We start from the raw sequence: 26067 nt of genomic DNA, 5'->3' as shown, positions 1-26067 counted from the left end.
CCAATTCCTCAGCCACACGCCGCTGCGCATCTTTTTCTGCTTGCATCGTTGCATATTCTTGACGCATTTTCTCAAAAGATGCGCTCATAGTTGCCATGCCGTTGGCAACAGGAACATTGTTCATATCTTTTAAGCTGTAGAATACTTTGCTCACCACGGTTCCAACGGAAGGTCGTCTCCTTCTCTTTTTATCGAAATCAACCTCTATCTGAACCGATTCCCTTGTAAAGACAGAGATCTGTAATGCCAATTGATAAGTTGGAGTTGAAGGTTTACTACCATTTCTATAAAGAAGAAACAACAGATGATTGCGCACCATTTGACCAAAACGATTTGAAGGTTCTTCAATGACAATAGAGGCAAGTTTTTCAGAGAGTCTTAAAGAGTTTTTCCCTGAAGACCTACTCGAAACAGCCTCTATCGTCGATATCTGAGGGACCTGCCGATAAAGCGGCTCCACTTTGCATCCACAAAGCAGCGTGAATAAGGCCGCCAAGCAGACAAGAAGAAAACTTTTAAAGAACGACATTCACAATCCTTTGCGGAACAATAATCATTTTTTTCACCGGCTTTGCGACAAGATGCGCCTTTATAAAATCAAGAGCCAAAACAGCTTCTTCAATCATCGCTTCACTCGCTGTTGCTGCCACAGTCACCTCACCGCGTTTTTTACCATTAATCTGTACCGGCAAGGTATAGCATTCTTCAACGGTTAATGCGAGATCACAAACAGGCCAGGCAAGTTCAGAGATTAAAGTTTTCTCTCCTAAAGCAGCGTGGCATTCTTCTGCTAAATGAGGCATAATAGGTGCAATCATCGCAAGGAAAAAATCCACTGCTTGACGCAAAGCAGCTTTCATGTCATCCTCAACATCTGCCACCTTATTTAATAAAGGCGCCATGATGTTCAAGAATTCATAAAGGCGTGCAATTGCCCGATTAAAGGCGAATTTTTCCAAATCATCTTCAACGGCGTAAAGTGTGCGATGCGCTACTTTTGAGAGTTGCAAAGCCTCTCCCTGCTGCCCAGCACAGGGCGCAACATCCCTTAACACTGGCACACTCAAAGCCACACAGCGCCAAACACGTTGCACAAAACGATGAGCTCCTTCAACACCCGATTCTGTCCAGATAACATCCCGCTCAGGAGGAGAATCTGATAAAACAAACCAACGCACAGTATCGGCTCCATAGGAAGCAATAATATCATCAGGATCAACGACATTCTTTTTTGATTTTGACATTTTTTCAATCGAACCAATCGTCACTTCGCTTTGATCGGTTAATTTATAAGCCTGACGTTTTCCATCCTTGTCAACAATCGCAATCTGGTCTGGTGAAACCCACCCCTTCTCATCCCGATAGGTTTCATGCACCACCATCCCTTGAGTAAACAGCCCTTTAAAAGGTTCATCGACAGTCACATGCCCCATCGATTTCATGGCACGCATAAAAAAGCGCGCATAGAGAAGATGGAGAATGGCATGCTCAATTCCACCAATATATTGTTGCACAGGCAACCATTCTGTTGTCGCTTGGCTATCAACAGGCTCCTGTGCAAAAGGTGCGGTAAAACGCGCATAATACCAAGAAGAGTCCACAAAGGTATCCATGGTATCGGTTTCACGTTTAGCAGACTGCCCACAAACGGGACAAGCAACGCTTTTCCATGTTTCATGACGCACAAGAGGATTACCCGGCTGCTCAAAAGTCACATCATCAGGCAACACAACAGGCAAATCGGCACGTGGCACAGGAACCACCCCACAAGATGTACAATGGATCATTGGAATGGGGCATCCCCAATAACGTTGACGTGAAATACCCCAATCACGCAAACGAAATTGCACTGTTTTTTTCCCCTGAGGCTTCCCATGAAGCATTTGCCCCTCAAGCCTTTTGGCTGCTTCTTCAAAAGCCTGTTGAGGTGTCAAACCATCCAAAAAGCTGGAATTGATCATCACCCCATCACCAATATAAGGCGTTTCACCAATAACAAAATCTTCTCTCTCAACTCCTTTTGGCAAAACTACAGGACACACAGGAAGTTCATATTTACGAGCAAAGTCCAAATCCCTTTGATCATGGGCAGGACAACCAAAAACAGCCCCCGTTCCATAGTCCATCAACACAAAATTAGCGATATAAACAGGAATATGCACCGCCACATCAAAAGGATGAACAGCCAAAAGCGAAGTACGAAACCCTTGTTTTTCAGCAGTTTCAAGTGCCGCAGTTGTCGTTCCACCACTTCGACAACTTTCGATAAAAGCCTCCAGTTCTTTATCCTTTTGCGCGAGAGCTTGTGCAATGGGATGATCAACAGACAGAGCTAAAAAGGAGGCTCCAAACAGCGTATCAGGTCGTGTTGAATAACAGACAACCTCATCAAAGGACTTACAAACCTCATCAGCTCCCTCTGTTGGCTTCAAAGCCCAACGAATGAATAAGCCTTGTGACTTGCCAATCCAATTTTTTTTGCATAATGCGGACTTTTTCGGGCCACTGTTCAAGCTCTTCAAGCCCTGCTAGTAAGTCTTCACTAAAATCACTAATCTTGAAAAACCACTGTGTTAATTCCCGCTGTTCAACCAACGCGCCAGACCGCCAGCCGCGCCCATCAACAACCTGTTCATTTGCCAAAACAGTCTGGTCAACAGGGTCCCAATTGACCTTAGCCACTTTGCGCGCTACCAATCCCTTTTGATAAAAATCAAGAAACAGCATTTGCTGGCGATAGTAATAGTTCACATCACATGTGGCAAACTCGCGCGACCAATCCACTGAGAGGCCTAGCTGCTTTAACTGCCCACGCATCACGGCAATATTCTGATAGGTCCAAGTTTTAGGATGCACTTTATTTTGCATGGCAGCATTTTCAGCAGGCATACCAAAAGCATCCCACCCCATAGGATGCAGCACATTAAAGCCCTTTGCGCGTTTATAGCGCGCGACAACATCTCCCATGGCATAATTGCGCACATGCCCCATATGAATGCGCCCAGAAGGATAAGGGAACATCTCTAAAACATAATATTTTTCCCGGCAGTCTTCCCCCACAGTCTGAAAAATTTTCTTTTCATCCCAAATCGCTTGCCATTTTTGTTCGCGGGCACGTGGATTATAACGTTCACCTAAATTATAATGTTCAATTGTCATTTCTATGATACTCTTTATAAAATTGAACTAAAAAACTTGTTTTATGCTTGACCATGGATTAACCCCCTTCGTCAACATTTTCAGTCAATATTTCACGAAGTATTTTTCAAAGCTCTTACAAATAATAAGGCAATCAGGCAATAAAAACAGAAAGTATGAAAAGATGACCCCCCCTCCCCATGATCCTTGCGTTGAAGCATGGAAAAATTTACAAAAAAACATTACTGAAACATGTCAAGAGTATCACCGCTCCGCAAAAGAAGTTCAACTTCTTGCTGTTTCAAAAACTGTTACCATAGAGAATATACGCCCTCTTTTACAAGCAGGTCAAACTCTCTTTGCAGAAAACCGTGTGCAAGAAGCAGCTGAAAAATGGTCTGTTTTACGTCAACAGTTTGAAAATATTGAACTGCATCTTATCGGTCCATTACAATCGAATAAAACAGCACAAGCTGTTAAAATTTTTGATGTTATTCAAACGGTTGATCGTGAAAAAATAGCCAAAAGCCTAGCCGAAGAAATGCACAAACAACAAAGACATCTCCCCTGCTATGTTCAGGTCAATATTGGCTTAGAACCACAAAAAAGCGGCATTGCCCCACAAGAAGCACTTCCTTTTATTAATCAATGTAAAAATCACTATGGACTTGATATCATTGGTCTGATGGCCATCCCTCCTGCCGAGGAGAACCCGGGCCCCTATTTCGCCCTGCTAGCGAAACTGGCAAAACAAGCAGATCTGCCAAAGCTTTCCATGGGCATGTCCAATGACTTTAAAACCGCTCTACAATTTGGCTCGAATGTTCTTCGCATTGGCTCTGCTTTATTTGGACAGCGCCCTGTCTGAAGCAATTCCTCCTAATGTAAATTCATTGCATTAAAAACCCGACCAAAACCACAAACAACAGAAACGAGAAAAAATATTCCCCTCACTAAAATCACGGCCCTAGCAGAAAAAAAACCAAGTTCTTATTTTTCAATTTTAGAAAAATAAGCCAAAAATCCAGTTTTTCAAAACTTTCCATGGGCATGTTCTCCAACACATCCTCAACACGTACAACGGCGTTACAACAATCCTACAATTTAGCTCTCATATTCTCGCATGTTGGCTCCACTTTGCAAAACGCCTTCTCTGACCGCCTCTGCACCTAAAGCGTTACAAGAAAGAAATCCTTAATATAAAGGCAAAACAATAAAGGTGAAATGCACACGAATGGCAAACAAAACATTCCACACGGATGTCGCGATGATTTCGATTAAAAACTACGAATTCTCTCAACTCTTCCGATACCTGTGAACAATTGCCTCACGTAACAATGGCATAAAACAGGTAAGAAGAAGTTTAAAACATCAATGCAGCGCCCATATTTCAGCGTAAGCCGCTTGGTTCAATAAACACCTAAAATGCCCAAGAAAGTACTAAGAGCCATGCAAACCAGCATGGGCGCAATCATGAAAGACAATGATAGCATAGAAGCTTTCCGTATACCGAACAAAGTAAGATGCACACAGCAATCGCCTAAAAACAAAAATTCACCAAGCAAACGCATAACACTAGCAAAGCAACTGAATTCAAGAATGATATAAATATATTTCCTTGTTATTCTCGTAAATCAAGAGAAAAATACCAATTTGTCAGATGCAAAATGCTTCCAATTTCAAACTATATTTAATAAAAAAGGTCTTTATTTTTTATAAGTTAAATTATTATAAATAATATTATTATCTTATTAAGAATAATAATTTCATATATAAATAATATAAACAGAATTTTTATTGATAAGTTTAAAAATTATATTTGATACCTCTTTAAAATGCATGATAGTCATTTGAAATGTATCATTATGATGCTGTTTTAATATTAATAGAGATAATTAAGGAGGAGTAACATGAGAAATTTTGGCTCAGGTTTAACTTATACTATAAATGATTCAACACCTGTTTATGGAAGTGCTTGTAGCGTTAATGATTTTATGTCTCATATGAATTCACAAGGCTTCAACGCAGGGGTGCAAGCAGGATTAGGCGGAGCAGTTCTGGGTAGTATAACTGGAGGACCAGCAGGTGCATTTTCAGGTGGAGTTGCAGGTTTTACAACGGGATTCATAGGAGGTTTTGGTTGGGGGTTCGTCCAGAAAGCTCATGAGTGTTGGTTCTAATTTATAGAGAATAGCAACAAAGATATCTCTGAAATTGATAATTTTGTAAATACACTAAAGTTAATTATCTATATCTATGGATAAAATAATTTTTAGAGATATCTACTATGGGTCACATCTTATAATCAGGATTTTGTTATAATGAATATTCATTATGAAATAATAAGAATATTTTGTATGTTTGTTGTATTTGTCTCTCTCTATACTACTATTATCAAAGTATGCTGTGGTCGGAGTTGGAAGTTAGCTATCATAACATCATTATCGGGAGGAGTTGTGCTCCTTATTTTGGATAGTTTGTGTAGGTACTTTGGTTTATATTAATCTTTATTAGATGAGTTGCGATAACACTGAAAAAAATAATTTTTAGAGGTATTTACTAATCTCATATAGTATAACTAGGATTTTGTTATAATGGATATTTATTCTGAAATTGTAAGACTATTTTTCATGCTCATTATAATGACTCCTATAATTGCCATTCCTTTTAAAGTACTCAGTGGTATGGGTTGGAAATTGTCTATTTTAATGGCATTAACGTCAGTTATTATGTTCTTTATCTCTGATTCTTTGCGTATTCATCTCTGATTTTTTGCGTAGATATTTTAAGTTATTCTAATACTTATTTAATCAATTTCAAAAAACGAATAACAAAGTTTTTATAAAAATATTGAATCGCTTATAGCAATATTTTTGGAGTTTATTTATTATAATTTTATTTTTACAGTTAGGAATATTCTCTAAAAAATCATTATTAATAAGATCTATATTATTTCTTATTGGTTTTTTATTGAACTATGTTGGTTTGTAATATAAACTAATCTCTTCAGTGTGTGTAAAGAATTTGTTTTCTGCTAAGTGTTTAAAGTAGACAAATAGGTGCTTAAAACATAGTTGTAAATGTAACTTCCCAATTATAGTGTAAGCTGTCTAACTCAATAAATCCCTAAAGTACTAAGAGCCATGCAAACCAGCATGGGCGCAATCATAAATACCAGAGAGGCTTTTTGCATACCGAACAAGGTAAGATGCATACAGCAATCGCCTAAAAACAAAAATTCACCAAGCAAACGCATAACACTAGCAACACAACTGAGTTCAAAAACGGTATAAATATATTTCCTTGTTATTCTCGTAAATCAAGAGAAAAATACCAAGTTGTCAGATGCAAAATGCTTCCAATTTCAAACTATAGTTAATAAAAAAGGTCTTTATTTTTTATAAATTAAAATATTATAAATAATATTATCATATAATTAAGGATAATATTTCATAAAAAAGAATATATATAATGTATCTATAATTTATATAATATTTTTATTTCTATTTTTAAAAATTATGTTTGAAACTTCTCTAAAATTCATGATATTCATTTGAAATGTATTATTGTGATACTGTTTTTAATAGAGATAATTAAGGAGGAGTAACATGAGAAATTTTTTCAGGTTTAACTTATACTATAAATGATTCAACACCTGTTTATGGAAGTGCTTGTAGCCCTAGTGATTTTGCCTCTTACATAATTTCAGAGAGCTTGCATATAGGTTTTGCAACAGGAGTAGCTGGAGCATGGAGAGGTTTCTAGACTGGAGGACTAGCAGATGCGCTTTCACGTAGCTTCATAGGTGTCACAGGTGGATTGTTAACAGGTGATCTGTGGGCTTTATGGAAAAAGCTCATGAGTGTTGGTTCTAATTTATAGAGAATAACTACAAAGATATCTCTGAAGTTAATAATCTGTAATTTTTTTCGGAAAATATTTCAAACTAAATATAGCAGGATGAAATAAGTTTCAGAGATATCTATTATGAACCACATCTTATAGTCAGGATTTTGCTATAATGAGTATTTATTCTGAAATCGTAAGACTATTTTTCATGCTCATTATAATGACTCCTATAATTACCATTTCTTTTAGAATATTCAATGGCGTAGGCTGGAGATTGTCTATGCTAATGGCATTAACGTCAGTTATTATGTTCTTTATTGCTAATTTTTTGCGTAGATATTTCGGTTTATATTAACATTTATCGGATAAGTTGCGAGAATACTAAAAAATAATTTTCAGAGATATCCACTAATCTCATATACTATAACTAAGATTTTTTGTAATGAACATTCGTTATGAAATCATAAGACTGTTTTGCATTCTCATTCTATTCATCCCTATACATGCTATTGGTTTAAAAAAAATTTGTGATTACAGTTGGAAAGTAGTTATAGAATCAACATTATATACAGTAATTCTGTTCATTATTTTTGATCTCTTGCGCAGATATTTTGGTTTATATTAATATCGTAACAATATTTCTTTTCAAAACAAGAGAATAAAAATAAAAAATATTCAAAGCGATAAAGCGCCTTCATCTCTCTTTTTTAAGCCGTTTTAAAAATTAATTTCTTTATATATTATATATCTATAAAAAGTTCTATAATATAGTACGCTTTGCCGCATTGAAGCACCTCAAAGCAGCACGAAATACCCTCTTTAATATCATCACATTAAATTTTTAAAATTGACTATTTCAATTTTTGTCATTTAATCTAACCTCAAAATGAAAAGCTTATGGGGAAGTTTTGCCTAAAAAATATAGTGGCTGATTTTTCCCTATAGTAAATAAAAAGAGGGAACATATGTCTGAAAAAATCTATCCAATACCAGAGGATATTAAAAAAACTGCTTTCATTAACGAGGAAACTTATCAACAGTGGTATCAAGAAAGCATCAATAATCCAGAAAGCTTCTGGGCAAAACATGGTCAATGCATTGAATGGTTTAAACCTTTTACAAAAGTAAAAAACACGTCTTTTAATGGTGATATCTCGATTCAATGGTACGAGGATGGCATAACAAATGTTGCCTATAATTGCATTGATCGCCACCTAAAAACCCATGGTGATAAAATTGCTCTGATTTGGGAAGGAGATAATCCTTATCACGATAAAAAAATAACCTATCACGAGCTTCATGAACATGTTTGCCGTTTTGCCAATATTTTAAAGAACCACGGGGTCAAAAAAGGTGACAAAGTCACCATTTACTTAACTATGATTCCTGAAGCCGCCTATGCCATGCTCGCTTGTGCCCGCATTGGTGCCATTCATTCGGTGATTTTCGCTGGTTTTTCTCCTGAAGCAATAGCAGGACGCATTGTTGACTGTGAATCGACCTTCATCATTACCGGGGATCAGGGCTTGCGTGGCGGCAAACGGATTAACTTAAAAGACAATGTGGACCATGCCATTGAGATTGCTGCTCAGCAAAACGTGCATGTGGACCAAGTCATGGTCATACGACGTACCTGCGGACCAATTAATTGGGTAGAGGGACGGGATTTTTGGTACCATGAGGAAATGCCCCATGCAAAAACAGACTGCCCTGTAGAACAAATGAATGCTGAAGATCCCCTTTTTATTCTTTACACCTCTGGTTCTACAGGCAAACCCAAAGGTGTTTTACATACAACAGCAGGCTATCTTGTTTATGCCGCGATAACCCATAAATATGTTTTTGATTATCATGCTGGTGAAATTTACTGGTGCACTGCTGATATTGGTTGGATTACCGGGCATTCTTACTTAGTTTATGGTCCCTTATGCAACGGTGCCACTACATTAATGTTTGAAGGTACACCAACCTTTCCTGATAAAGGCAGATTCTGGGAAATTGTTGATAAGCACCAAGTCAACATATTCTACACCGCACCAACAGCTATTCGCGCCTTAATGGGTGCAGGAAATTCATTTGTTGAACACTCGAAAAGAACATCCTTGCGCCTGCTAGGCACCGTGGGCGAACCGATTAATCCAGAAGCATGGGAATGGTTTTATCATACGGTTGGCAACAATCACTGTCCTATTCTTGACACGTGGTGGCAAACAGAAACAGGAGGGCATATGATTACCCCCCTTCCCGGCGCAACCCGCCTTAAAGCAGGCTCTGCCACACGTCCTTTTTTCGGAGTACAACTCCAAATCATCGACGAGCAAGGAAATATTTTGGAAGGTGAGGCAGAAGGCAATCTTTGCATTATTGACTCATGGCCAGGACAAATGCGCACCCTCTATAATGACCATGAACGCTTTATTGAAACCTATTTTTCTACCTATAAAGGAAAATATTTTACCGGCGATGGCTGTAGGCGGGATAGCGATGGCTATTACTGGATTACAGGACGGGTAGATGACATTCTCAATGTTTCTGGACACAGACTAGGAACAGCAGAAATTGAATCAGCACTTGTTTCGCATCGTGCTGTTTCAGAAGCTGCTGTTGTTGGTTATCCTCATCCCATTAAGGGGCAAGGAATTTATAGTTTTGTCACCCTCATGGAAGGAACACCCCCAAGTGAAGCATTGCATCAAGAGCTTATTAAGCATGTCAGAAGAGAAATAGGCTCCATTGCCATATTGGATAAAATACAATTTACCCCTCAACTCCCCAAAACGCGATCAGGAAAAATTATGAGACGGATTTTGCGAAAAATTGCTGAAAATAATTTTGACAATTTAGGAGATACTTCAACCCTTGCCGAACCACAAGTCGTTGATGATCTTATTGCCAATCGCCAAAATAGAGAAATCACGGCTTAAGGCAAAATACCACCGGTGGGCTTTAGCCTTTATGCTCAAATAAGCTCAGCATTTCTGCTAAAGCCACCGGTAAAACTATAAGCCAATACTCCTATTCTTAAATCCAGCACCACTCTTCTCTAGCCACCGGTAAAACTATAAGCCAATACTCCTATTCTTAAATCCAGCACCACTCTTCTCTTGAGGAGCTCAAAATATTACGATTACTCTTATATCAGAGAATTGATGACAGGCCTCTTTACACCTTTCTTAAACGGTTTTTACCCATAGATTGCTCTCTTATGAAAGACAAACGAAAGATTTTAAATGAGGGGGATCTTACTGTATTCGAAATTTTCATTCACATTGCAAAATGATTAAATTATCATTATAAATCAATACTTCTTTGGCAAAAGAGAAAAAGAACGATAAGGAAATTTTTAAGGTTTCTAAAACAGAAACTCCTTCTCAACAACACATGAGAAATGATTGAAAACAAACATTCAAAACAACAAACTATAAATTCTAACACCGTCTGAAGCCATTAAAGAAACAACAATTCTTCCATAACCAAACAAGCAAGACCAAGACTAAACTTAAAAATAGAAAAAGTTGCCTGCACGTTTCTGCTAGAATCACCTTGAAATTCCTGCTAAAATCATAAACAAAAGTAAAGAAGCAAAATGGAACAATTGATAGGTATTCTAAGAAGCACTCTTTTTCCTTCACTGTTTTTGTTATGGAAAAAGAGTGAGGAGTGTTAAGTAATAAACAAAACCAAGAGCCTAAAGCAAGAAGAGCAAATGTCCTTATAAGAATAAAGTAGAAGTGGTAAGAGAAAAGCAGGAGTGGTAGCGAAAAGTGATTCATTTTGAAAATGTTGGTCTACGTTATGGAATGGGCCCTGAGATTCTTCGTGATATCAGCTTTCACATTCCTGCCGGATCATTTCAATTTCTCACTGGTGCCTCTGGAGCAGGAAAAACCTCACTAATGCGCCTGATGTTTCTGGCGCTCAAACCCACCCGCGGTCATATTGATTTATTTGGCAACGATACAGCATTACTGAAACGACAAGAGCTCCCAGCATTACGACAACGTATTGGTGTCGTCTTTCAAGATTTTCGTCTTCTTGATCACATGACCACTTATGAAAATGTCTCTTTACCATTACGCATTAAAGGACAGGAAGAAGCAACTTATCGCAGTGAAGTGGAAGATTTGCTCTGTTGGGTCGGTCTTGGCAATCATATTCATGTTTTACCCCCAGTTCTTTCTGGCGGAGAGAAACAAAGGGTAGCCATTGCACGCGCACTGATTGATCAACCTGAAATTTTGCTTGCGGATGAACCAACAGGAAATGTTGATCCCCCTTTAGCAAAACGTCTGCTACGCTTGTTTATTGAATTAAACCGTTTTGGAACAGCTGTCGTCATTGCCACCCATGATATTGCTCTGATGGAACAAGTTGCAGCACGGCGGATGCTTCTCCATAATGGACGGATGACAATTCATGAATAAGTCTTTTCCAATTTTTACAAGCAATAAACAAACCACAACGGCTATTATTCCCAGTGACAACATTTCTGGTCGAGCATTGGTTGCGGTGATCGCTATTATGACATTTCTCTCAAGTCTCACATTAATCGGTGTTGATTTTGTACAACGTGCTGCTCACAGTTGGAACAACCAAATTAGCTATGAAGCAACAATTCAAATACGCCCCATTGAAAATGTTGATACCGAAAAAGCCCTTCTTGATGCGGTTAAATTGGTTAAAACATTTCATGGTGTACAAGATGCCACAATTGTTGACCAAAAAGCGACAGAAAAATTGCTCGAACCGTGGCTTGGAACAGGATTAAACTTGAATGAATTACCTCTTCCTCGCCTTATCATCGTAACACTGAAAGAACAAGAAGAGATCAACTTTCGCGCCATCAACCAGGCAATCAAAACGCACATTCCAGGAGGACAGTTTGATGATCACCGTGTTTGGGTGAATCGTTTTTCAACAATGGCACAAACAACTGTTTTCATTGGCTTGTCAATTTTAATACTGGTTCTAGGTTCACTAATATTGACGGTTATTTTTGCCACACGCAATGCGCTGGCAGAAAACGCGCATATTATTAATGTCTTATATTTTCTTGGAACTGAAACGCTTTTCATTGCACGACAATTTGACTGGCATTTTTTTAAAACTGCACTTCGTGGTGCGTTTTACGGTGGTGCTATTAGTATACTGCTCTTTGGTGCTTTTTCCTTTTGGACAAACTACAACCTCGGAAAAGTTGAAGCAAGCCAAATAACTGCTTTGTTTGGACATTTTTCCATCGGCTCCATTCCTTATGGAAAAATCACTAGTCTTATTCTGTTTGTTTCTTTTCTAACCATGCTTACAAACCGAATGACTATTTTGGCACAACTTAAAAAAATTGATCAATGTGAAAATGGCCTCTTTTAATTTTATGACCCACAATTCATATAATTCCCAACCATTACCACAAGACAATCTAGAGCCTTCTTTCCCAAAGCGCACGCCTTGCAATTTATGGCGTCTTTGCTGCTTGTTTCGCTATTTGCCACCAACAACATTTTTTCTTTTAATGATCATTCTTTTCTTTTGCGGTGGTTTTGTTGTTTTTTCTGAAAAAACCGAACGGCTTCAACCACCCAATCCTCTAGTAAAAGCAGATGCCATCATTGTTCTTACAGGGGGAGAAAACCGCATAGAAACCGGACTGCATCTCTTACAACAAGGTCTTGGCTCCCGTCTCTTGATCAGTGGTGTGAACACAACAACCACTCTCAAGAGCTTCATGCATAGCACACATATTACTCCACAGCTTTTCACCTGCTGTATTGATATCGGCCACAAAGCCACGAATACCAAAGGCAATGCCGAAGAAAGTGCAGTTTGGATCAAAAAACACCACTATAAAACGGTATACATTGTCACTCATGATTACCACATGTGGCGCTCGATGCGTGAACTCAAATATTTAATGCCTAATATCAATTTCATTGCTTATCCTGTTAAAAAGAGCAGCGATGAAAGCATGATACAACAGCTTAACCAAATACGCATTCTTGCATTTCAATATATTAAAACGCTCCAAGTCTATATAAAAACCGCATTCTGAAACTTCTTACATCGGTTTTCTGAAAATCTTGCCACAAGCAACAGCATCGCTCTTTTCCAAACCAAATGTCACAACAGACACTAAAGAGCATCCATAACAAGCATTTTGTCATTTTCAATATCCACACATACAATCCCGCTTGTAATAGGCAAAGAAAGAGTTTTAATTCGTTCTAAGAGAGCTTAAATTGGCTTCCTCTCTCCTTCGGATTTATAAACAATTTAGCTTCTCATCTCATAGATTTCACCCGCTGACCACGCACACAATTCACTCCATAAAACGCCGCAAGCAAGCGATACCCTCATAAACAGCAGAATGCCCCAAACAACATACACTTGTGTTGCATATTCACACACCTATATTCAAGAGACATTTCTCAAGAAATCGCAATCTCATCTCAGGATACTCCATGCATGACATCCCTGAGAAATATACCCCTCATATTGTTATAAAATCCAGCTTATGTTTCATAAAAGTGCAAGCCGCACTTTCAAATGATAACGCCCCCAATTTTGCAACAACCTTGCCTCTTAAAAATAGAAAAGGCATTTTTATCTTTCCTAAACAAGAACACGCCAACCTCATTTATGCCATACAAAGAAATGACTCTAATTGCTGCAATCTAAAAAGGCTTACAATGAGCCCCCCTACGCATTAATCTGAGAGCTCATCCCACACTCTCTCAAAAAGTCTCATAGGGAAAATAGCACCACACCGCAAAGGACAGTGTTTCACGATGCTCTAGGATCATGAACATTCCTCGCTGAAGCTAAACCTCGTAGATAAAGTTAGCTGCCCTTTATCACCACCCTCAACAATAGTGTTTTATCAACCTCTCGACACTGTTTTACGGCATAATGGACAACTGAACATTTTCAGTTTCTCGCACTTGCAATTTTGGTAGACCGCGCACAATTTTCATCGTTTCTAAACTGACTGTAATAACCCGTTGAAACAATTCTAATGGATAAGCAGGATTGCCAACGGTCTCAACAGCATAACGATTAGCATCATTAACAATGCCACTCGCTTTATCCGTTTTGATAACCTGCCGCTCCATAACCCATTCAAGAGCAGGCCTGCCATTCACCACATACTCATAGGCTTCAAGAGGAATATCTGTCACAGTGATATTGCTGTTATAAATCACTGTAGATTTGTCTTTCTCTTTACCCACTTTTGCGAATTTCATTTCTGTAACGTAGTAAAATTTCTCAGGATGAGAGATGTCAGTGAGTTTTGGATCACCCTGTTTATAGGTGACAGGATAAGGCTCAACCTCTTCATAATTCATATGCAAATCACCAAGTTTTCGACCAGCTACAACAAAAGCCCAAAAGTCCTCTACCTTTTTAACTGTTGGAATCCGCGGCAATTGTTTAGACAAATTATGTGCATAACGCGCACGATAATCCTCAGAATGCAAAATCCCATAAACATAATAAAACAAATCATCCTTTGTAATCACTTCACCAGAATAAGCTGCTTTAAAATATGCTAACCCTTCATCGGTAAGTGCATCACGCCGCTGCAGACCAGCTTTTTTACCTTCCTCTGCAAAATCTGCAAATAAATGAACCTGATCCTCCTCTTTATCTTCCAAAGACTCAGCATTTTCATAAACATACCGTGGAAAACATTGACCAGTATCCATTGTATGAAGATTGGGCAAATTCTTAGCCATCAAGACAGAAAAACCACTGCTTGCTCCAACTCCTGTAACTTGTATCACCTGATTTTCAACCACTTGCCCCATCGGAAATATACGAGGCATTTGGTAAACCATTTCATTGAAAGTGCGATTATAATAGAGCCACTGCCTTATAAAAGGGCGATAAAGGCTTTGAATAAGACATGTATTTTCAAATTCAAAAACCTTTCCTTTTGCCAAATCTTGTTTGAGAGCACGACTCCAACTGATCTTTTTAGAATCCGTGTTAACAAAACTATTCACGGCATTTGCACGTTTCTTTCTGTCAGAATGTAGATGTAGCGTATTAAAACGCTCTACCTCACTATTATAAAAGGCAATCATATGACTCATATTATCAGCTAGAGCTTCACGGCTGAAATTATAGGCCCAAGCATCACGACTGGTTACAATACCACAAGAAAAATTTTCAAAGAGTCTTTTATTATAACCTTTTTTATCACCTAAGGGGAAAAATTTTTCAAAATCACTGTTGCGTTGATACAGCCAATCACCATGCGCATCTGGCACGATTATCTGCCAACCATGTTCACGCTTGACACCACTAATACTGCCTAATCGCTGAATTTCAGAGAGTTTCTCTTTTCTCTTAAGATAATCTCCAATATCATGAAAGTATATTTTTCCACGCTTTTGAGATTCTGGATTTTTTACGAGAATAGAGATAGCAATGGGTGCTCGACTTCCTGCATCAAAAATTCCATCACCTTCTTTTTTTCGCTGTTCTCCAGAAGTTCGCGCATTACCCCGTAAATGGAAAATATAAAGGCTGCTAAATTCTTCGACCAAACATTTTCGTAAACCATCCGTAGAGTGACTACTGATAAAACTTGCATTTGTCACAAAACCAATAACGCCAAAGTCTTTTATGCGATCACTTGCCCAACGAATGGCACGAATATAACTGTCATAAAGTGTTTGTACATAAGTTGCTTTAGATTGAACGGCATAAGTTTTACCGATGCGACGATCCAATTTAGGATAGCCAATATTTTTTGCATTGTCATTTTCACTTTTTTGTCCAGAAGAATAAGGAGGATTGCCAATAATAACACGAATATCCAGTTCTTTCTGGCGCGACCGACGGGTGCTGTTATCCATCAGCAAATCACTAATCAGGTCTTTTTCCTGCTCATAAAGCTGAAATGTATCGGTGAGACAAATTCCTTCAAACGGAACATAATCGCCCCCCATCAGACCATGATAGGTTGTCTCAATATTAATGGCTGCAATATAATAGGCTAAAAGCACAATTTCATTGGCATGAATTTCATGACAAAATTTGTTCTTCATCTCCTCTGGTGTGATCAGTCCCGATTGCAAAAGTCGTGTGATAAAAGTCCCCGTTCCCGTAAAAGGATCCATGATGTGCACACCAGGTGAGCCAAGCGTTTGGCCAAATTCAGCCTGTAAAACATCATTGACAGAATGTAAGATAAAATCCACCACCTCAACGGGGGTATAAACAATGCCGAGTTTTTCTACCGTGCGTGGAAAAGCATAACGGAAAAATTTATCGTAAAGCTCTACAATTAACCTCTGCTTTGCTTGTGGATCTGTAATGCCAGTAGCTCGTAATTTTACACTGGCGTAAAATTTCTCAAGATCTTTGGATTCCTTATCAAGATTTGCCTCATCAAGCACATCAAGCATACACTGCATAGCACGCGAGACAGGATTCTCACGCGTAAACTGATAGCCTTCAAACAACACCTGAAAGACAGGACGGGTGATGATATGTTGCGCCAACATCTCAATCGCATCAGCCTCTGTGATAGTATCATTTAAGTCATCACGCAGTTCTGCGACAAACTGGTCAAAGGCTTGACGTGCCTTACTATCTGGCACAGCGAGAATGCCTGTTAAGCGGGTGATATGATTCTTAGCAATTTCAGCAATATTGCTTGCCCAATCTTCCCAATAATCACGGGTACCGCATTTCTTGACGATCTTTGCCATGATCGCACACGAAAGTTCATCTACAGGGAAAACAATCTCCTCTTGCTCGTCACCTGTAATAACATAATCACACTCCGGTGTTCCAATTCTCGATTGTGCCCGTTGCGAGCGAACAGGAAGATCGTCTACAACAGCCGTAACAGCACGTAACTCAGTACTCTGCGTAACACCAATAATCTCAATCACATTGCTGATATTTTGCCCCAGCGATGCCTTATTAATCGTCGCATCAAAACGATCATCATGCGCCCGCAAAGCATTTAAAATTTGCCAGATCACCCGATATTTTTCATTGTTGTTCAAAGCTTGTTCCACTGGAATCCCAGAAGGAATACCTATTGGCAGAATGACATAGCCCATCTTTTTGCCCTCAGAGCGACGCATCACCCGTCCAACCGATTGGACCACATCAATCTGACTCTTGCGTGGATTTAAAAACATGATGGCATCAAGAGCCGGAACATCCACCCCCTCAGACAAACACCTTGCATTGGTTAAAATACGACAAACATCATCTCCACTCTCAGCTTTCAGCCAATCAAGCAACGCACCACGATCCTTGGCATTAAAAGTGCCATCAACATGTTTGACTTCACACTGCAGAAATGGCGTGTTTTGTGTATTCTCTTTGTTGATATACTCAAGATATTCTTTCACAACCACCGAAAATTCATCACGGACCAGTTTAGAACTTTCAATATCTTTGCAAAACGCCAAGGCACGCTGTATCGGATATGGATCCGTACCAAGATCAGCCTTTATATCTTGTTTTGTCAGCGCTTTATAACAGCCGATAATTTTCGTTGCATCATCAAGAACAAGTGTAGACTCGCTATCACTAAGGCGCTTTTGCACAGCGGAACTCACCAGTTTTTCGTCCATAGCTAAGACAATAACCTTATAGTCCGTTAAAAGATCATTTTGTACAGCCCATGAAAAACCGCGATAAAAAAGTGTTTTGCCAAACAGCTTTTCATCATCCATTGACGCAAGAACGACATTCGCTTCGTTCGCGCGACTTTTTGCGTTATCACCAAAAATGCGTGGTGTTGCCGTCATATAAAGGCGCTTCTTAGCACGAATAATATCGTTGAAATGCACCTTAACAAAGTTGGACTCACCCTCACCCACCAGCGTTGCACCTGTTGTACGGTGCGCCTCATCACAAATGATAAGATCAAATGTGGGAAAACCGTACTGTTTCTGCGCATCCACAATCACTTGAAGAGATTGATAGGTGGCAAACACCACGGTCATCTCATCTGCAACACTATTCGTGGCCCGTTCTGCCAATTTTGCCGCATCGGTTGTCGCCGGAAAAGCAAGATCAAACACATCAATTTCAGCAATATCATGGGTATTTTTACGACGTTTTCCCACTTGTGTATCGGAACATACAGCAAAGGAACGCAAGCCAATTTCTGTATCGGTTGTCCATTCACGTACCGTCTGCGACATCAAAGCCAGGGAGGGCACAAGGAACAAAACAAACTTCCCTCTACCGGCCAAATCCTCAGCAATTTTAAGACTGGTAAATGTCTTACCGGTACCACAAGCCATGATGAGCTTACCACGATCAGCTTCCATAAGCCCAGCACGCACAAAACGTAATGCTTCCACCTGATGGGGACGAAGTTTCTTTTTATCCTCCAGTACAATTTTGCCTTTAGCTGCAAAAGTCTCCCAACGAATGGGACTTTGTTGCAGATCAGAAAGACCAATCCGTATCACCGGAATACTCTGCCCCTGTATCATTGCTTCCGCATTGTCACTCCAAGCATTTATAGTGCTGTCTATAACCACACGCCGCTTAAATGGTTTTTTCCCTGATGCTGAAAGAAAACTATCAATATCTGCTTTTTTGATCCGATAGGCCGCATCATAAAATTTACATTGGACTGCTGCAAAACCCTCTTCATGACGGAGCTTTGCCACAAGATCAATACCAGTATCACAACCATCCCAGCCATTTTCATGAGCCCAATCTTTGAAAGTCTGAACCTTTTCATACTGGTCAAGCTGGAGGGGATCATGTGTCAGATAAGCAAGAGCAAAACGCTCAAAATACGTCCCCTTATCTCTTTCGGTACGCGCTTTATCACGATATATCTGTAAAAGCGATTGTAGCGTCGTCATATTTTCACCCCATTAAAACATTTTCAATTATCGAATCGAAACAAACTCATCAATGCCTCCTTCTCTTTCCCAAAAACTTTAGACTACATCAAATCATTATTGACAACAGAATATCATTCTCAGCAGGACCCATTGAAAAATTTTTACTGATGAGCAAAAGAGTGAAATTCACTTTTACTTCCCTTACTATTTAAGATCAAAATCCCATTCATTTTACGTGCTCACTCATCAACCTTTATAGTTATTGTCTATAGTTTTCTTAACAAAATGATTTACAGCATAAACTTATAGCCGTCTTGGGCAACTTCATGTTTTTTTAAAATGCATCCAATCATATGGATAAATATCGCGAAAATAAAAACAGAAGACCAATCTACACACCATTCTGTAATCCATTTTCACTCTTTTCTATCAATATATCACCGGCTACATAAAACTGCTTGGCAGAACTTAACGAATATTTCCCTCCATATTCCTTTTACTCAAACGCTTCTCCAACAAATGCCTCATCCAAATGGAAGACATAACAACAAACATGCTTCAATTGAGAACTACTTAATCACGTGAAAGAGCAACAACAGGGTCAAGCCGTGAAGCTTGTCGCGCTGGCGAAAAACCAAAACATATTCCAATAAGAGTGGAGAAAGTAAGAGATAAGATAATCGAATCCATTGTATAAATCAGATGGATAGGCGCCTTAAAGAGTAGAAACAACCCCCCGATAGACATTCCAAAGAGAATTCCCAAACCACCGCCAATAACACAAACCAAAATAGCTTCAATGAGAAATTGCTGCAAAATATCACTCTGGCGTGCCCCAACAGCCATGCGCACTCCAATTTCATTAATCCGCTCTGAAACAGTCACCAGCATAATATTCATCACCCCAATACCCCCAACAATTAGCGAAATTGCTGCAATTGAAGACACTAAAAGCGTTAAAATATGTGTACTTTCCATGATACGATCACGAAACAACTGCGAATTTCTGATGAAAAAATCCTCTTCACCATGGCGCATAATAAGAAAACGCCGCACCATAGTCTCTGCTAAATTTGAATCAACATTATCGGCAATTTTAACTGTAATTGCCCGAACCTGTGTTGTTCCAAGAAAACGCGTTTGTAAGGTCGTATAGGGCAAATAAACTTGCAAAGTGTTTGAAGTACCTCCCCCCATATGTTGCGGATCTACAACACCAATAATACGTGCAGGGACCTTTCCCAAATGAACAATTTTTCCTATTGGGTTCTCATGACTATGAGGAAAAAGCACCGCAAGTGCTTCTTTTTCAATGACGAGATCAACCGCCCGCTCATGCACACTTTTCTGATCAAACAGCTGTCCTTGAACAGCTTTAAGTCCTTGTGTTTGAAAATATTGTTCTCCCACCCCAGCAATCACCGCATCCGCTTCAACTGAACCAAAACGTATTGTAGAACTTGCTGAAATCTGAGGCGTTACACCAGAAACATAGGGCAACTTTGACAAGGCTTCTGCATCCGCTTCCACCAAACTGGTTATTTTTTCCGCTTGCGGATCAGAGAGGCTTGTTCCAGGCAAAATTGTTAAGGTATTAGAACCTAAACTTTTAAAATTCTCTAAAATTTTTTCTCGTGTACCAGTTCCCAAAGCCACCATGGCAATAATGGCGCCAATCCCAATAATCACCCCAAGCATTGTTAAAAAGGTTCGCATTCGATGGGCATTCATTGCCAACAATGCCATAACAAATGCCTCACGAAAACGCTCGGCAAAAGAACGAAAAAAACCAAGTGGTTTTTGATCTTTCAGATTTTGTTGCTCCTGAAGAGATTGACGAGCAATTTTTGTTTTTACACCTTTTGAGAACTTATCAGCAATAATTTCTCCATCACTGATTTCGATAATACGGTCTGCTCTTTCAGCCACCTGCATATCGTGTGTTACCATGATAATTGTACGCCCTTCTTGATGCAACTCATCCAAAATACGCAACACTTCTTGACCACTTTTTTTATCTAATGCACCGGTTGGTTCATCAGCAAGAATAACCTCAGCATTATTCATGAGAGCCCGAGCAATCGACACACGTTGTTGTTGACCACCCGAAAGCTGATTTGGACGATGATGGATCCGATCTCCCATTCCTAAGCGTGTTAAAAGGTCCTGTGCACGTTTTTTTCTCACACTCGGTGCACATCCTGCATACACAGCTGGAATTTCAACATTGCCAAGAGCGGTTAATTCATTCAACAAATGATAGCGCTGAAAAATAAATCCAAAATGATTGCGCCGCAAAGCAGACAATTCATCGGCAGAAAGGGCAGCTGTTTCTTTCCCTGAAATCCAATAACGCCCAGAAGTTGGTCGATCAAGGCAGCCTAAAATATTCATCAAGGTGGATTTTCCTGAACCGGAAGCGCCCACAATTGCCACCATTTCACCACGTTTAATAGTCAGATTGATATCTTTCAAAACAGTGACAAATGTTTCACCGGCTGGAAACTCACGGACAATATTTTCCAAAACGAGGACAGCATCTGCTTGCTTTGCTTTCATAGTTTAGCTTTCATTTTTTCTCTGTTCATCAGGAATATCTGGCATTACTCCATCGGGCGAACCGGTGATCACCACCTCACCCTCCTCAAGCCCTGAAAGAATTTCAGCCATAACTTTGTTATTAAGCCCAACGGTCACTTGTTTTGCAACCACTTTATCTTTTCGCACCAAAACAGAAACCCACGCTTTACGCTCCTTTGTCTCATTTCGCAAAGCATCACTTGGGATCAACAAAACATTTTGAGCACGCCCCAAAATAATATGAACTTGCGCGGTCATATAGGTGCGTAAAAAATTGTCGGCATTATCAACATGCACAACCCCATTATAATAGATAGCTGATGAGACGAGAGAACTGGACCCTCCACTCACACCAGGATTAATACTCACATCAGAGCGGATCGATTCAGGCGCCGGCTCTATCCTTTCTAAAGTTCCTTCATAACGCCGTTGTGAATTGCCCAAAACGGTAAAATACAGAGCTTGTCCAGGCTGAACTTTAAGAATATCGGCTTCTGAAATTTGCGCTTTGATTGTCATTTTTGACAAATCACCCAAAATAACAATTGTCGGTGCCGATTGAACAGCATTAACATTTTGCCCTTCTTCTACAACGGTTGCTAAAACTGTTCCGGCTGAAGGAGCAGTTATTCGGGTGTAGTCTAAATTGACCTCTGCGCTGTCCACATCAATTTGTGCTTGTATAATCTGTTGACGCAGCTGAGCAATTTGTGCCTCACGTATTTTCACCTGTGTTGCAGCGTCATCCAAGTTTGCCCGTGAAATAGCGCGTGCTTCAATCATTTTTTTCTGACGCTCTAAATTTTTCTGCGCAAGAGAAAGGTAGGCTTCTTGTTCCAGCAAGCTCGCATGATAGTGTGATAATGCGGCTTTTTTTCTTTTGAGATCATTTTCTTGATCTGTAGGATCAATTTCTGCCAAAAGATCGCCTTCTTTAACAACACTGCCTGGAAAAACGGGCATTGAGATTACCCGCCCTGTTGCACGTGCACCAACAGCCACCAATCGATAAGGACGCACAAGACCAGAAGCCAAAACACTTTCTTCGATGTCACCACGTTTGACCACCGCTGTCATATAAACCGGTGATGATGTTCCAAACAAAACAGCACGCAACCATAATAAGACGATAAGAAAGAGAACAATTAACAAAAAGGAAAGTTTTTTACGTTTTTTAATGAAATTTTTGATAAAATTCTTTTTCATTGTCCTACCTTTGCACGCGAACGGCGTACACCATCACCATCAACGACTTCCGGACGTGAGACATCAACAACGCCATCCCAACCACCACCTAATGCTTTCATCAGCGCAACATACCCGGTCACCAAAGAGATACGGCTATCTTTTAGCGCCATTTGCGCAGAATAGTAAGAGCGATCAGCATTTAACAATTCAAGAAAGCTGGTATTTCCATTTTCAAACAGCTTGCGTGAAAGTTGCAAAGAATGCAGAAAAGCTTTATTGGCAACAGTAAGCTTTTCTAAGCGCTGATGTTCTTTAGTTAATCTTACAAGTGCATTTTCCACATCTTCTAGAGCTGCCAATACAGCAGCCCGATAGGTAATAAAAGCCTGATCGCGCTGAGCACGTGCCACCGCAACAGACGCAACAATTTGCCCTCCATTAAAAAAGGGAAAACGAAGACCGGGTCCAAAAGACCATCCAATGGTTGAATTTTTCCATAATTGATCAATTGCCGTTGCTGCTGTGGAAATATTACCGGTTAGAGTCAGTGAGGGATAGCGCTCTGCCTCACGCTGACCAATCCGTGCTGTTGCTTGTGCATATTGGCGCTCTGCCCGTCGCAAATCTGGGCGCGTTAACAAAACATCAGCAGGAATTCCTGCTGGTATTGGCCAATGCGGTTGGGGAATTTTTGCTTGTTTGGCATTTTTTTGTAAAAGATCCTTCAAAGCCGTAGGAAAACGACCGGTCAAGACAGAAAGGCGATGAATACTCATTGCCAAACTTGCTTCCATCTGTGCTATATCTGCTTCTGTATTCGCGAGTTGTGCTTGTGCATTTGAAATATCCAGTTCCGAAGCATCACCCGCCGTTAATTTAGCACGCATCAATTCATATGTTTTACGCTGTGATGCAGCAATTTGCCGCACAATCAACAATTTTTGTTGCCAACCGCGCACTTGCACATAATTTGTTGCCACATCTCCAAGCAGTGTCACCATGGTAGCACGCATATCTTCTACAGCAGCCTCAAGACCATAACGTGCAGCTTCAACAGCTCGCTTATGCCCACCAAAAAAATCAAGCTCCCAACTTGCATCAAAACCACTACGATATTGACTTAAAGACGTATCAGATTGCTCAGAGCCATTCCGAGTTCCTGAAATTGAAGTTGACACACTTGGCAAAAGAGATCCGATAGTTTGCCCTAAACCAGCACGCGCCTCACGCACTCGCGCTTTAGCAACAGCAACATTATTATTTCCAGAAATTGCATCATTCATCAGCGCATTCAAAACAGGATCATTTAAATGTCGCCACCATCCGGCAAGCGTAACCGCACGCCCAGACGCCTTTTCCGATTGTTCTCCCCAAACAGCTGGAACACGAAAAGATGTCTTCTGGTAATTAGGACCAACCATACATCCTGAAAATATAAACAAACAAAACAAAACACTGTAAAGCAATCTGTTAGAAGCGCCCCTTTTGAGATCTCTGATATACATCTAGTCTCCCGCATTTCCTCAGAATCAACTATTAATACTTTATTTACTTCTTATTTCAAACTTGACGTGAAAAATCAAATACAGTTTGCACTGGAACATGATCTGAAGGTTGATCCCATCCGCGTGCTTGGCGAAAAACCGAAAGCTCTGCAACAAAAGGCGCTAAATCGGGAGAAGACCAAATATGATCAAGCCGCCTCCCACGATCAGCCAGTGCCCAATCTCGTGCACGGTAACTCCACCATGTGTAAAGCTTGGTAGGAACAGGAAACTGCATCCGCATCAGATCAACCCAGCCACCTTGATGGCATAAAGCTTGTAACCGTTCGGTTTCAATGGGTGTATGACTAACCACCTTCAACAATTGTTTATGAGACCAAACATCTTCTGGCAAAGGAGCAATATTCAAATCCCCCACCAAAAGAGAAGAAAGACCATCTCCTTGATGTGCATGGATAGCAGACATTTCTTCTAGAAAATCAAGTTTATGGCGAAATTTTTCATTAACATCAGCGTCAGGCACATCGCCCCCAGCGGGCACATAAAAATTATGAATCCGTATGCTTTTTCCATAGGCTTCAACAATAACTGAAATGTAACGACAGTCTTGTTTTTGACAAAAGAAACGCTTTTCAACATTTTTAAAAGGCAAACGTGACACAATTGCCACACCGTTGTAAGATTTTTGTCCACTAAGTGCGATATGTTTATATCCGGCCGCTTCAAAAGCCTTCACTGGAAATAAATCATCTGGACATTTTGTTTCCTGTAGACAGAAAACATCAGCAGGAAAGAGTTCCAAATACTGAAAAATCTGTGTAAGCCGCAAACGGATAGAGTTAATATTCCAAGTAGCGATACGAAAGAACATCTGGTTTGAATTCCGATAAGATAATAGCGTACTGTTATTTTTTAGAAGGCAGTGTAAACATCCCATCCGCAAACCGGACTGCTGTGCGCACATTCATAATCTGCACAGTAGTTTCCAAATTCTGTTGATCAACGATTGTCCATTGCCGTAAAGAATAATTTTTAGAATCAAAAACCATTCTTATTTGCCCTGCCCCAATGCTTTTATCCCGCAGAACAATTGTCACCGCGCCAGGATCTTCACGAAATGCTAATAAACGCCCTGATGAAATATCAATTTTATCATCCAACAAAAATTTCATCGGTGTTTGGGAAAGTTTTGAGAAATTCCAAGTATTCAAAGCGCGATTATTAATTCCGATGAATTGACCATCTGCAATGATCTGTAAGGGTATTTTTTTATAAATAAAACGAATTTTTCCTGGACGCTCTAAATAAAATGTTCCCTGAGACATTTTTCCCTTTGGACTAAATTGAATAAAATCACCTGTCATTGTTTTAATCGCCGCAAAATGATTGGCAATTTTTTGCGCCCGTACAGCATTATTGGTTGATTGTGAAAAAGCTGGAAAAGTTAAGCAACACATGACAAGAATTCCCACAAACGCAAATATTCTCTTTCGTAGTAAAAAAGAAGTTTTCATAGAAAATGCTCCCAAACAATAGATATTTACCGTACAACATAATCAAGCAGCAAATAATGAATTAATATCCTGTTTTAAAAGAGAAAGATATTGTTTGAAAAAACAATCAAAAGATTTTTATTTGAAAAACATTCTTCTTCGGCAGGTACCAAAATTTTCTGCTTTCCAGCATGATTTGCTGAACTCAAGAATACCCTCTTCTTCCATCCGCTCAATGCGTGAAACAGCTCAGGTTTAACCAATACCTAAACGACGCAGAATATAAGAAGTTGAAGCTTTACGATCACGAAGAACAATGGCAACAGCTCGACTATAGGGATCATCTGCACAAGGAGAAGAAATCAAGGAAACATCATCCCCATTCTCTGCGATTTCTTACATAACTACCCTCAAACAATCAATCTGACCTTAAATTTCTAAAACCATTAAAATTCCCTATTTTCCCGCATGATTTGC

At 39.7% G+C, this 26067-nt stretch carries 13 protein-coding genes and 2 pseudogenes; 6 read left to right on the top strand and 9 right to left on the bottom strand.

All coding sequences use genetic code 11. From position 1 onward, the window contains the following. Both BN200_RS03610 and leuS read right to left on the bottom strand, forming a co-directional pair. A partial coding sequence (locus BN200_RS03610; RefSeq protein WP_019221097.1) for a hypothetical protein occupies window positions 1–529 on the bottom strand: 529 nt, incomplete at its 3' end. Continuing rightward, a pseudogene (leuS, locus tag BN200_RS03605) lies at window positions 516–3159 on the bottom strand (leucine--tRNA ligase). The pseudogene leuS and the gene BN200_RS03610, both read right to left, overlap by 14 nt. Window positions 3160–3322: 163 nt before the next feature. Here leuS and BN200_RS03600 point away from each other — a divergent pair. From BN200_RS03600 to BN200_RS03575, 6 genes are all read left to right on the top strand, one after another. Further along, on the top strand, window positions 3323–4006 hold the full coding sequence (locus BN200_RS03600) for a YggS family pyridoxal phosphate-dependent enzyme (protein WP_019221096.1): 684 nt from the start codon (window positions 3323–3325) through the stop codon (window positions 4004–4006). Window positions 4007–5048: 1042 nt separating this feature from the next. Next, complete coding sequence (locus tag BN200_RS03595; RefSeq protein ID WP_019221095.1) at window positions 5049–5318, top strand: hypothetical protein; 270 nt, start codon at window positions 5049–5051, stop codon at window positions 5316–5318. A gap of 2634 nt (window positions 5319–7952) precedes the next feature. Further along, window positions 7953–9911 carry an acetate--CoA ligase gene (gene acs / locus BN200_RS03590; protein WP_019221094.1) on the top strand — a complete coding sequence of 653 codons (1959 nt, stop codon included), beginning with the start codon at window positions 7953–7955 and terminating at the stop codon, window positions 9909–9911. A gap of 840 nt (window positions 9912–10751) precedes the next feature. After that, window positions 10752–11411, top strand: a complete 660-nt coding sequence (ftsE, locus tag BN200_RS03585; RefSeq protein WP_019221093.1) for a cell division ATP-binding protein FtsE — start codon at window positions 10752–10754, stop codon at window positions 11409–11411. Then, complete coding sequence (locus tag BN200_RS03580; protein WP_019221092.1) at window positions 11404–12357, top strand: cell division protein FtsX; 954 nt, start codon at window positions 11404–11406, stop codon at window positions 12355–12357. Before ftsE ends, BN200_RS03580 begins: the two co-directional genes overlap by 8 nt. Next, complete coding sequence (locus BN200_RS03575; protein WP_019221091.1) at window positions 12344–13036, top strand: YdcF family protein; 693 nt, start codon at window positions 12344–12346, stop codon at window positions 13034–13036. The genes BN200_RS03580 and BN200_RS03575 overlap by 14 nt, the downstream gene beginning before the upstream one ends. A gap of 847 nt (window positions 13037–13883) precedes the next feature. Here BN200_RS03575 and BN200_RS03570 read toward each other — a convergent pair. From BN200_RS03570 to BN200_RS10070, 7 genes and pseudogenes are all read right to left on the bottom strand, one after another. Then, window positions 13884–18842: a DEAD/DEAH box helicase gene (locus BN200_RS03570; RefSeq protein ID WP_019221089.1), complete on the bottom strand. Its 4959-nt coding sequence runs from the start codon at window positions 18840–18842 to the stop codon at window positions 13884–13886. A gap of 555 nt (window positions 18843–19397) precedes the next feature. After that, window positions 19398–21383, bottom strand: a complete 1986-nt coding sequence (locus tag BN200_RS03565; RefSeq protein ID WP_019221088.1) for a MacB family efflux pump subunit — start codon at window positions 21381–21383, stop codon at window positions 19398–19400. A 3-nt stretch (window positions 21384–21386) separates the two neighbouring features. Beyond that, window positions 21387–22610, bottom strand: coding sequence for an efflux RND transporter periplasmic adaptor subunit (locus BN200_RS03560; protein ID WP_019221087.1), 1224 nt, complete (start codon window positions 22608–22610; stop codon window positions 21387–21389). Beyond that, window positions 22607–24097 (bottom strand): efflux transporter outer membrane subunit, encoded by a 1491-nt coding sequence (locus BN200_RS03555; RefSeq protein WP_019221086.1) that lies wholly within the window; start codon window positions 24095–24097, stop codon window positions 22607–22609. The genes BN200_RS03560 and BN200_RS03555 overlap by 4 nt, the downstream gene beginning before the upstream one ends. Before the next feature lie 55 nt (window positions 24098–24152). Next, window positions 24153–24968: an exodeoxyribonuclease III gene (locus BN200_RS03550; RefSeq protein ID WP_019221085.1), complete on the bottom strand. Its 816-nt coding sequence runs from the start codon at window positions 24966–24968 to the stop codon at window positions 24153–24155. Between the two features lie 34 nt (window positions 24969–25002). Continuing rightward, window positions 25003–25611, bottom strand: coding sequence for a LolA family protein (locus BN200_RS03545; RefSeq protein ID WP_034988696.1), 609 nt, complete (start codon window positions 25609–25611; stop codon window positions 25003–25005). 74 nt (window positions 25612–25685) lie between these two features. After that, window positions 25686–25986: pseudogene (locus BN200_RS10070) on the bottom strand (DNA translocase FtsK); the annotation flags it as partial. Window positions 25987–26067: the final 81 nt, after the last annotated feature.

Origin of the sequence: Bartonella senegalensis OS02 (assembly GCF_000312545.1) — a bacterium.
Classification (GTDB): domain Bacteria; phylum Pseudomonadota; class Alphaproteobacteria; order Rhizobiales; family Rhizobiaceae; genus Bartonella; species Bartonella senegalensis.
The sequence above is the reverse complement of the archived record's forward strand: the minus strand, read 5'-3'. Positions and strand labels throughout refer to the sequence as shown.

Bases quoted from the DNA above. Each gene is read 5' to 3' on its own strand.
- BN200_RS03545 (WP_034988696.1), bottom strand. From the start codon at position 25,611: ATGAAAACTTCTTTTTTACTACGAAAGAGAATATTTGCGTTTGTGGGA.
- BN200_RS03595 (WP_019221095.1), top strand. From the start codon at position 5,049: ATGAGAAATTTTGGCTCAGGTTTAACTTATACTATAAATGATTCAACA.
- BN200_RS03555 (WP_019221086.1), bottom strand. From the start codon at position 24,097: ATGTATATCAGAGATCTCAAAAGGGGCGCTTCTAACAGATTGCTTTAC.
- BN200_RS03580 (WP_019221092.1), top strand. From the start codon at position 11,404: ATGAATAAGTCTTTTCCAATTTTTACAAGCAATAAACAAACCACAACG.
- BN200_RS03600 (WP_019221096.1), top strand. From the start codon at position 3,323: ATGACCCCCCCTCCCCATGATCCTTGCGTTGAAGCATGGAAAAATTTA.
- BN200_RS03560 (WP_019221087.1), bottom strand. From the start codon at position 22,610: ATGAAAAAGAATTTTATCAAAAATTTCATTAAAAAACGTAAAAAACTT.
- BN200_RS03575 (WP_019221091.1), top strand. From the start codon at position 12,344: ATGGCCTCTTTTAATTTTATGACCCACAATTCATATAATTCCCAACCA.
- BN200_RS03550 (WP_019221085.1), bottom strand. From the start codon at position 24,968: ATGTTCTTTCGTATCGCTACTTGGAATATTAACTCTATCCGTTTGCGG.
- BN200_RS03570 (WP_019221089.1), bottom strand. From the start codon at position 18,842: ATGACGACGCTACAATCGCTTTTACAGATATATCGTGATAAAGCGCGT.
- acs (WP_019221094.1), top strand. From the start codon at position 7,953: ATGTCTGAAAAAATCTATCCAATACCAGAGGATATTAAAAAAACTGCT.
- BN200_RS03565 (WP_019221088.1), bottom strand. From the start codon at position 21,383: ATGAAAGCAAAGCAAGCAGATGCTGTCCTCGTTTTGGAAAATATTGTC.